This window comes from Blautia sp. HA9023 (assembly GCF_056504095.1).
In genome coordinates this window covers 1-6,986 of the sequence record NZ_JBWLUR010000012.1, presented here as the reverse complement: position 1 = coordinate 6,986, position 6,986 = coordinate 1, and the positions used below count along the sequence as shown (strand labels likewise).

The following is a 6,986-nucleotide window of genomic DNA, read 5'->3' as shown; positions in this document are numbered from 1 at the left end:
GAGATTACAAACTGCTTTCTGATTACGGAGGACGATATCATTGTCTGTGATCCAGAAGCCGAATATTCGGCACTTGTGCAGGCACTGCATGGGCAGGTGGTAAGAGTTTCACCGGTATCTGACCAGTATATCAATCCGATGGATCTGAACCTGAACTATTCTGAGGAAGATAATCCGTTGTCATTGAAAGCAGATTTTATTCTGTCTTTGTGTGAACTGATTGTTGGAGGAAAGAATGGATTGGAGCCGGTAGAAAAGACCATTATAGACCGTTGTGTGCGGTTAGTATATCAGGAATACCTTGCCGATCCAGTACCTGAGAAGATGCCAATCCTAGAGGATTTATATAATCTTCTGAGAAAACAGGAAGAGCCGGAAGCACAGCGACTGGCCACATCATTGGAGATTTATGTTACAGGTTCTTTGAATGTGTTTAATCATCAGACAAACGTGGATATCAATAACCGCATTGTATGCTTTGACATCAAGGAACTTGGTAAGCAGCTGAAAAAAATCGGGATGCTTGTCATTCAGGATCAGGTCTGGAACAGGGTAACGATGAACCGTTCTGCCCATAAGTCCACCAGATATTATGTGGATGAGTTCCATCTTCTTTTGAAAGAAGAGCAGACCGCAGCTTATAGTGTGGAGATATGGAAGAGATTCCGTAAATGGGGTGGTATTCCAACTGGAATCACCCAGAATATCAAGGATTTATTGTCTTCCAGGGAGATAGAGAATATATTTGAAAATTCAGATTTTATTTATATGCTCAATCAGGCTTCTGGAGACAGGCAGATTCTGGCAAAACAGCTGAATATCTCACCAACCCAGCTGTCCTATGTAACCAACAGTAATGAGGGGGAAGGACTTTTGTTCTATGGAAATGTCATTATCCCATTTGTAGACAGATTCCCGAAGAATTCCCTCTATAAAATCATGACAACCCGCTTAGAGGAGACTTCCGAAGCAGGTTAAATCAAAGGAGAAAACAATGTTACGAGCAATTTCATATGTATTAACTTTTAGTGGCGGTGCTGTTTTCGGCATCGCTTTTCTCTGCTTATTACAGGCAGGGAAAGGGTATCCGAAGAAGGAGGAGTAAGTAGTGGCAGAACAGAGAATGAAAGTCAGGGACAAGAAAGTCCAAAAGATGACCAAGGATGGTCTGGTGGAAGAAAACCTGACAGATAAATCTTCTGTTCGTGTCAGTAACCGTGCCAGCGATGTGCAGATGGGAAGAAAACAGGGGGAAAAAGAAGAAAACCTTGTGGATAAGTCTCCCCGCCAGTCTGAACGGAGTGGGAAAAATATTCGTCCCTCTGTGCAAAAATCCAGAGATGCACCGGAACTGATACGGACAGAGAAGCAAAGTGAGGATTTTGGACAGAGTAGTAAACAGCAAAATAGAAAAAGAATCCGTGCTGAAGTCGGAAAAGAATCCAGACTTGCAGAAAAATTCGAAGTCGGACAGTTAGGGAGACTGAAAGATAAACGTGCTGATCTATCAGAAAACAGGGGAGACAGCCGGAGAAATCAGACCGGTGGCAGCAAAAAGCCAAAACAAAAACAGCGTTTGAAGTTTGCTTATGAGGAAACTGGTGCTTCTGTGAAAAATGACAAAGATATGGAGAAATTGAACCAGATGGATACGGATGGAGTCAATTTCCGCCATCAGAAACAGAAAGAAAAAGCCAAAAAGTTTTCTTATGAAGAAGCAAGAAAGAAAAAGGAAGCAAAGCAGCATTCCAAGAAAGCACAGGTCTATCAGGCAAATGAAGGAGAATCTCCTGGAAAGAAAAAATCCCGTTTGAAGTTTGGTGAAGGGGAATCTGTGAAAACAGAAAAAGCTTCTGTTGTCAAGAAAGCAGGAAGTGCAACTTCCGTAGCATTGCACCGTGAGATCAGCAAAAATGAAGACGATAATGCGGCGATAGAAGGTGCCCATAAGTTAGAAGAAAGCGGCGAAGGTGTTTACCGGCTGGAACAGAGAAGTGCCAGACGCAGGAAACAGAGGGCATCCAGAAAAAGAAGCAGACTTGAAAGACAGGAAGAGAAACAGACACAGGCGGCAACCCGTCAGGAGCAGAAGAAACTGAAAAAACAGATTCAGAAGCAACAGATCAAACGGGATTATGCCAAAGCGAAGCGAAGTGAACAGACAGTAGGAACAGCTACAAAAGGTACGATTGATTATATCAAGAAGATTGGCGGCAAAGTCACCAACTTCTTTAAAGAAAACCGGAAGGTGTATATCAGTGTAGCAGTTCTGATCGGATTGATGTTTCTGATCATAACGAATGTCACGTCATGCTCTGCAGTGTTTTTACAAAATGTGATCACTTATACCGGAACCAGTTATCTGTCATCGGATCAGGCAATCCGGGAAGCGGAACTGTATTACACACAGCTAGAAGCTAATCTGCAGGAGCGGATCAACAACATGGAATCGGAAGAACCGGGACATGAGGAATACCGATATAACATCGGACCTATTGAGCATGATCCGTTTATCCTGATCAGTTATCTGTCAGCAAAGTATGAAGAATTTACTTTTGAACAGGTCAAGCCAGAACTGGATGCTCTTTTTGCATTGCAGTATCGGTTAGAAACAGAAGCAGTCAATGAGACTGTGACAGAGACAGCAACTGTAAGAGTTGGAGAATCTTTGGGACAGGTTGTGACCAGTGGGTATTGTAACTGCCCAATTTGTTGTGGTATTTGGAGCGGAGGACCGACTGCCAGTGGAGCATATCCAACTGCCAATCATACCTTAGCGGTAGATGCTTCCAATCCGTTTGTACCAATGGGAACAAAGGTAGTTATGAATGGTGTCGAATATACTGTAGAAGATACCGGAGCTTTCGCAAGATACGGTGTACAGTTTGATGTCTATTATGACAGTCATGCGGCAGCATCTGCACATGGACATCAAACATGGGAATGTTATCTGGCAGATGATAATGGAAGCAATGAAGTGGAAGTGACCAGGACAAGAGATGTAGATGTGCTGAATGTCACCTTAAATAGTGGAAACCTGATGTCAATCTGTCAGGACAGGTTGGGATTTTTCCAGAAAGAACTGTTCAGTGCCTACAACGATACAAAAGGCAACTTGCAGATGTTTGCAACACCGGTTGATTTTAACTGGTATTCCAGTGTGACCAGCTATTATGGATACAGGATTCATCCAATATCAGGAGCAAATCAGCTTCATAATGGTATGGATATCGGAGCACCGGAAGGGACAAAAGTAATGGCAGGGCTGACCGGAACGGTTACAACTTCTGCTTATAACGACAGCTATGGCAATTATGTTGTGATCAAGGACAGTAAAGGCTATGAACTGCGGTATGCACATTTAAGCAGCCGGAGTGTATCTGCAGGAGCATCCGTCACGAAAGGTGATGAGATAGGGCTTGTAGGAAATACTGGAAATTCTACAGGAAGCCATCTTCACATTGAACTTCTGAAAAATGGAGAGCGGTTAAACCCGATCTTTTATCTGGAAACAGGAGAAGGGGCAGGATTTGGCGGCAATGAATATACCAGTGAAGCAGCACAGCGTTTGTTAAATGAAGCAGCGAGATATCTTGGGACACCGTATGTGTGGGGTGGATATTCGCCAAGTGGATTTGACTGTTCTGGATTCGTAAGTTACTGCCTGACACATTCAGGTGTAAGGAATACAGGAAGATTAACGGCACAGGGATTGTATGACATTTGTACGCCGGTATCTCAGTCAGAAGCACAGCCAGGAGATCTGATCTTCTTTACAGGTACTTACGATGCAGGAGTTCCGGTAACGCATATCGGAATCTATGTGGGCAATGGTCAGATGATCCATTGTGGGCATCCGGTGCAGTATACGTCCATCAACTCTCCATACTGGCAGAGTCATTTCTATGGATTCGGACGATGGTAAGGAAAAGGGCGGTGTAACAGCCGTCCGGAAAGGAGAAGCGATGAAAAGTCTTGAAAAAGCAACGGCAGATTATGAGAAAGCCAAGGAAAAAATGGAAGCATCCAAAGCCAGATATGAAGCAGATTTAAAGCGTTTCAAGGCTGCGGAGATAGCAAAAACAGAAGCGGAAAATCTGGAAATTGTAAAAATTATCCGTGCAATGGATATGAGCATTCCAGAGCTGGAAGCTTTCAAAAAGAGAATGAAAAATGAACTGCCCGGCAGGGTAGAAATACAGAAGGAGGAAACAAGGTCTGATGATGAATTTAGAGAAGATGAAACAGAAGAAATCTAAAAATAGCGTGAAAAAAGGATTGCTTGCGGCAACAACGATTCTTTGCTTGACATCGCCTATGTTGCAGACACAGAGTGTGTTAGCGGCAGAGAATACAGCACCCGCAATTACGATTGAAAAGCCAGATGGCTGGAGACAGGGGGAAACGGCAGTCGCAATTACTGTGGATGCCAGTCATATGCCAGAAGGATTTTCTATCACAAAAATTGAAGCGAAAGCTGGGAAAGACGGAAGCTGGCAGGATGTGACAGGGAATGGAAGTATTTCCATTACTGGTAATCAGACGGTCTATGTGCGTGTGACAGATGGTGAGGGGAAGGTCTATGAGCAGAATCGCTCTATTAAGTGTTATGACACAGAAAAGCCTACGCTTTCTGCATCTCTGACAGATGGTGTACTGACGATTCAGGGAAATGATACCGTTTCCGGCATTACTTCTGTGACAGTTAATGGCACCACTTATACAGATCTGAAGGATGGAATGCTGAGAGTGCAACTGACACAGAAAGATTTTACAACAAAACAGATTGAAATCACGGTAACGGATGGTGCCGGAAATACTTCTGAAAAGTATGTGTTGCAGAATCCTTATTATGAATGGGCAAAGAAGCAGGCAGAGAAACAGAAAACTTCAGGTGACAGCAATGGTGCGATGGCAACCACGACCAGTGCAGATGCAACTGGGACTGAGAAAACAACGACTTCACCACTTCCGCAGGATGCACAGGCTTCTGAGCCAACAGATGCAAAAGGAACTGTGGATGATCGGACAGTGACAGGTATTGAGGAACAGCTTAATAAAGAAGGCGAGACAGCAGATTCTGTTACCAAAACAGCTACGGAAGGCACAAAAGAGTTTTATACCATTTCAACTAAGAGTGGTAAGATTTTTTATCTGATCATCGACAATTCAAAATCTCAGGATAATGTGTATTTCCTTACCGAAGTCAGTGAGAAAGACCTGATGAACTTCACACTTTCTGATTCTGTGACACTTCCGGAAGTAGATATTGTTTATGCAGAACCAGAGAAACAGGCTGAAGAAGAAAAGCCGGAAACGACAGAGACAGATGAGAAAGATAAGGTAGAGGATGAAATTCAGATGCCAGAAGACAAAAGTTTGGCAGGGACTTATCTACTGATCGGATTGGTTGCTGTTGGAGCTGCGGCAGGTGGTTATTACTTGAAAGTCTACAAACCGAAACATGAATATGATGATGAAGATGAGATGGAAGAGGATGAAAATGAATCCGAAGATTCAGAGTCAGAAAAACGGGAAGTAGACGATGCAGATGAGCAGGAAGAACAGGAAAATGCAGGGACAGAAGTTTTGAAAGATGAAGATTTCAATGATGAGGTACTAGAAGATGAAGAAGAGGAGCAGGAGTAAATGAAATTAGTGATTGCAGAAAAGCCATCGGTTGCGATGGCACTGGCTTCCGTGCTTGGAGCCAGAACAAGAAAAGATGGCTACGTGGAGGGAAACGGTTATATCGTTTCCTGGTGCGTAGGACATCTAGTTGGATTATGTGATGCATCGGAATACGATGAAAAATATAAAAAATGGAGATATGATGATCTGCCGATTGTGCCAGAATGTTGGAAACATAAGGTATTGGAAGGTACGAAAAAGCAGTTTGGAATCTTAAAGAAACTTATGAGAGATTCCAAAGTAGATGAAGTGATCTGTGCCACTGATGCAGGACGTGAAGGTGAGCTGATCTTCCGTCTGGTGTATGAGCAGGCAGGATGTAAAAAGCCGATGAAGCGACTCTGGATCTCTTCCATGGAAGAACAGGCAATTAAAGATGGATTTGCGTCATTAAAAGACGGTTCGTGTTATGACAGTCTCTATCAGTCAGCTCTTTGCAGGGCAAAGGCTGACTGGCTGGTGGGAATCAATGCGAGCCGTCTTTTTTCTGTTCTGTATAACCAGAATCTGAAAGTTGGAAGAGTACAGACACCAACACTTGCCATGATCGTGGATCGAAATCAGAAGATCAAGGAATTTACCAAAGAGAAATATTATATGGCTCATATCAAATTTGACGATATGGATGCGGTCACAGAGAATTTTCAGAAAAAAGAAGATGCAGATAAAGTGGCTGCAGAGTGTCAGGAGCGCATGTGCGAAGTGGAGAAGGATGATGTGAAAGAGAAAACGGTCCGCCCTCCGAAGCTTTATGATCTGACCACCCTGCAGAGGGAAGCTAACAGAATGTTTGGCTATACCGCACAGCAGACATTGGATGCTGTGCAGGAGATGTATGAGCAGAAGCTTGTCACTTATCCGAGAACAGACAGCCAGTATCTGACAGATGAGATGGGAGAAAGTACAGAAATTCTGATTCAGATGTTATTTGGGAAAATGCCTTATGCTGAAGGTCTGGAATATCAACCGGACGTGAGTAAGGTATTAAATTCAAAGAAAGTATCCGATCACCATGCGATTATCCCAACCATGGAAGTAGCCAAAGCAGATATTGGTGAACTGAAAGAACGAAGCCGCAAGATTTTGTATTTGATCAGTGCCAGGGTTCTGACAGCAACTGCAGATCCTTATATTTATGAGAGTCATAAATGTCAGATTACCTGCAATTATCATACGTTTTATCTCAATGCAAAGAAAACAAAACAGGAAGGGTTCAAGACAATTGAGAAAAAACTGAAACAGTTCTTTGGAATCATTGCAGAAAAAGAAGAGCCGGAGTTGGATATCTGGGCAGG

At 43.2% G+C, this 6,986-nt stretch carries 5 protein-coding genes; all 5 read left to right on the top strand.

Features of this window, described 5'->3' with window-relative positions; translation table 11 throughout:
* Window positions 1-978 (top strand): VirB4-like conjugal transfer ATPase, CD1110 family (locus AC04Q6_RS18050; protein ID WP_476389808.1); only part of this gene is annotated, 978 nt, incomplete at its 5' end.
* A 145-nt stretch (window positions 979-1,123) separates the two neighbouring features.
* Window positions 1,124-3,925: a CD1108 family mobile element protein gene (locus AC04Q6_RS18045; RefSeq protein ID WP_119247887.1), complete on the top strand. Its 2,802-nt coding sequence runs from the start codon at window positions 1,124-1,126 to the stop codon at window positions 3,923-3,925.
* Entirely contained in the window at window positions 3,906-4,259 is a 354-nt protein-coding gene (locus AC04Q6_RS18040) for a DUF4315 family protein (protein ID WP_227163109.1), read from the top strand. The genes AC04Q6_RS18045 and AC04Q6_RS18040 overlap by 20 nt, the downstream gene beginning before the upstream one ends.
* Window positions 4,222-5,649 (top strand): CD1107 family mobile element protein, encoded by a 1,428-nt coding sequence (locus AC04Q6_RS18035; RefSeq protein ID WP_028086446.1) that lies wholly within the window; start codon window positions 4,222-4,224, stop codon window positions 5,647-5,649. Before AC04Q6_RS18040 ends, AC04Q6_RS18035 begins: the two co-directional genes overlap by 38 nt.
* Window positions 5,650-6,986: DNA topoisomerase (locus AC04Q6_RS18030; protein WP_476389807.1), on the top strand; the 1,337-nt coding region annotated here is incomplete at its 3' end.